At 72.4% G+C, this 3,180-nt stretch carries 3 protein-coding genes and 1 riboswitch; of the genes, 2 read left to right on the top strand and 1 reads right to left on the bottom strand.

What is annotated here, in order from left to right; genetic code table 11:
* Window positions 1–803, top strand: an 803-nt coding sequence (locus tag CCN42_RS35725; RefSeq protein WP_339384470.1) for a hypothetical protein, incomplete at its 5' end; no start/stop codon positions are given.
* A 10-nt stretch (window positions 804–813) separates the two neighbouring features.
* Here CCN42_RS35725 and CCN42_RS35720 read toward each other — a convergent pair.
* Complete coding sequence (locus tag CCN42_RS35720) at window positions 814–2,268, bottom strand: glycine hydroxymethyltransferase (RefSeq protein WP_086741514.1); 1,455 nt, start codon at window positions 2,266–2,268, stop codon at window positions 814–816.
* A gap of 32 nt (window positions 2,269–2,300) precedes the next feature.
* Window positions 2,301–2,390: riboswitch (ZMP/ZTP riboswitch) on the bottom strand.
* A gap of 101 nt (window positions 2,391–2,491) precedes the next feature.
* On the opposite strand from CCN42_RS35720, the gene CCN42_RS35715 reads away from it, so the two are divergent.
* Window positions 2,492–3,180: aminotransferase class III-fold pyridoxal phosphate-dependent enzyme (locus CCN42_RS35715; protein WP_143662140.1), on the top strand; the 689-nt coding region annotated here is incomplete at its 3' end.

Below are 3,180 nucleotides of genomic sequence, written 5' to 3'. Positions count from 1 at the left end.
CCGGCGGGCCGGGCGGTGTACCAGAAGTGACACGCGGCGCGGGGACGGGCCGCACGGAGATCACTGGGCTGGGGGTTCGGATGCGCACGGAGATCGAGCGGGACAGGAGCGGCTGTCGCGGCCGGGTGGCGTCGGCGGCGGGGCTGGTCACGGCGATGGCGCTGACGCTGCTGCTGTGGGATGCGCCGTCCGCGTCGGCCGGAGGGCCGACGAGCGTGCTGGTGGTCGCCCCGGCCACCTCGGAGGCGGCCGGGCTGACCTACTCCGACAAGAAGTACGACGAGCTGGAGCGGCTGCTCGGCCGGCCGGGCGTCGGCAGCCTCACCAAGGCACCGGAGACCGATCTGGCCGGCGCACGGCAGATCAACGTCACCTGGCTGCTGCACGATGTGGACCCCTGGCGCCTGAACCAGGTCTATGTGGACACCGACTCCACGGCGGTCTGGATCCACACGGCGACGGACCTGCCGCAATCGAGGAACGGCTACTGGCATCGCGCCGGGCAGCCGGCCGCGCTGCGCGCCCTGTTGACGGAGCTGGGAGTGATGGGGCGCTCCCTGACGCGGACCGCCGCGCAGGCGGGCACGGCCGAGCCGGGTGCCGGGCCCGGCCTCTCCCCGGCCGAGGCCGCCGCCGCGTCCCCGTCGCCGGACGGCGACAGCGGCTGGAGCCGGGCGACGGCGGGGCTGGCGGCCGGGCTGGCTCTCGGGGCGGGCGGCTCGGTGCTGATACACCGCGCGGCGGCCCGGCGCGAAGCCGGACCGCCGCACGGGGAGCCGCGTCAGGAGCTGACCGACCTCTGAACCGGGCCGGTCAGCCGAGGTCGACCTCCGGGTACAGCGGGAAGCCGGCCACGAGGTCGGTGGCGCGGCGGGAGATCTCGTCCGCGATCTTCGGGTCGAGCACATGGGCGGCCTTGGAGGGCGCCCCGGACTTGGTGGTGCCGGGCTCGGTCGTGGTGAGGACGCGGTCGATGAGGGCGGCGACCTCGTCCATCTCGGCGGTGCCCAGTCCGCGCGTGGTCAGGGCGGGCGTGCCGATACGGATGCCGGAGGTGTACCAGGCGCCGTTGGGGTCGGCCGGGATGGCGTTGCGGTTGGTGACGATCCCCGACTCGAGCAGGGCGGCCTCGGCCTGGCGGCCGGTGAGGCCGTAGGAGGAGGCGACGTCGATCAGGTTGAGGTGGTTGTCGGTGCCGCCGGTGACCAGGGTGGCGCCGCGGCGCATCAGGCCCTCGGCGAGGGCGCGGGAGTTGTCCACGATGCGCTGGGCGTAGTCGCGGAAGGAGGGCTGGCGGGCCTCGGCGAAGGCGACGGCCTTGGCGGCCATGACGTGCGGGAGCGGGCCGCCGAGGACCATCGGGCAGCCGCGGTCGACCTGGTCCTTGAGGGAGTCGTCGCACAGGACCATGCCGCCGCGCGGGCCGCGCAGCGACTTGTGGGTGGTGGTGGTGACGATCTGGGCGTGCGGCACCGGGTCGAAGTCGCCGGTGAGGACCTTGCCGGCGACGAGACCGGCGAAGTGGGCCATGTCGACCATCAGGGTCGCGCCGACCTCGTCGGCGATCTCCCGCATGATGCGGAAGTTCACCAGACGGGGGTAGGCGGAGTAGCCGGCGACGATGATCAGCGGCTTGAACTCGCGGGCGGTGGCGCGCAGGGCCTCGTAGTCGAGGAGGCCGGTGGCGGGGTCGGTGCCGTAGGACCGCTGGTCGAACATCTTGCCGGAGATGTTCGGGCGGAAGCCGTGGGTGAGGTGGCCGCCGGCGTCCAGGGACATGCCGAGCATGCGCTGGTTGCCGAAGGCCTGGCGCAGCTCGGCCCAGTCGGCGTCGGAGAGATCGTTGACCTGGCGGACCCCCGCCTTCTCCAGCGCGGGGACCTCGACGCGCTGGGCGAGGACGGACCAGAACGCGACGAGGTTGGCGTCGATGCCGGAGTGCGGCTGGACGTAGGCGTGGCGGGCGCCGAAGAGTTCCTTGGCGTGCTCGGCGGCCAGCGACTCGACGGTGTCGACGTTGCGGCAGCCGGCGTAGAAGCGGCGGCCGACGGTGCCCTCGGCGTACTTGTCGCTGAACCAGTTGCCCATGGCCAGCAGGGTGGCCGGGGAGGCGTAGTTCTCGGAGGCGATCAGCTTGAGCATCTCACGCTGGTCGGCGACCTCCTGGCCGATGGCGTCGGCCACGCGCGGCTCGACGGCGCGGATCACGTCGAGGGCGGCACGGAAGGCGGTGGACTCGTTGGAAAGGGGCGCAGGCGTGTCAGTCATCAGGGACCTCCGGACGTGGCGTTCGGCGTACACGGTTCGGCCCAGGCGCACGGCACAGTTTCCCTTCGGGCCGCTCCCCGATGGTCGGTCCCATCCCAAGCGCGCCAGTCACGACCCGGCCCTCAGCCTACCGGGCGCGCCGGGGAGCGAAGATCCCGCGTCCAGGATCCGAGCGGGGATAGGAAGGAGGGCGCTCTCATCTGGTTCACCTTCTGGAGGTGCCGTGACCACCACCGACGACCTGATCGCCGCCGCCGAGGCCCACAGCGCGCACACCTACCATCCGCTGCCGGTGGTGGTGGCCAGTGCCGAGGGGGCCTGGATGACGGACGTGGAGGGCCGGCGCTATCTGGATCTGCTGGCCGGCTACTCGGCGCTGAACTTCGGGCACGGCAACCGGCGGCTGATCGAGGCGGCGAAGGCGCAGCTGGAGCGGGTGACGCTGACGTCGCGGGCGTTCCACCACGACCGGTTCGGTGCCTTCTGCGCGCAGCTGGCGGAGCTGTGCGGGATGGAGATGGTGCTGCCGATGAACACGGGCGCGGAGGCGGTGGAGACGGCGGTGAAGACCGCGCGCAAGTGGGGGTACCGGGTGAAGGGGGTGCCCGCGGAGATGGCGAAGATCGTGGTCGCGGGCGGCAACTTCCACGGGCGGACGACGACGGTCATCAGCTTCTCCACCGACCCGGAGGCCCGGGCGGACTACGGCCCGTACACGCCGGGCTTCGAGATCGTGCCGTACGGGGACCTGACGGCGATGCGCCAAGCGCTGACGGAGAACACGGTCGCGGTGCTGATCGAGCCGATCCAGGGCGAGGCGGGGGTGGTGGTGCCGCCGGCCGGCTATCTGCCGGGGGTGCGGGAGCTGACGCGGGAGCGGAATGTGCTGCTCGTCGCGGACGAGATCCAGTC

Origin of the sequence: Streptomyces glaucescens, assembly GCF_002154375.1 — a bacterium.
GTDB lineage: Bacteria > Actinomycetota > Actinomycetes > Streptomycetales > Streptomycetaceae > Streptomyces > Streptomyces glaucescens.
The sequence above is the reverse complement of the archived record's forward strand: the minus strand, read 5'-3'. Positions and strand labels throughout refer to the sequence as shown.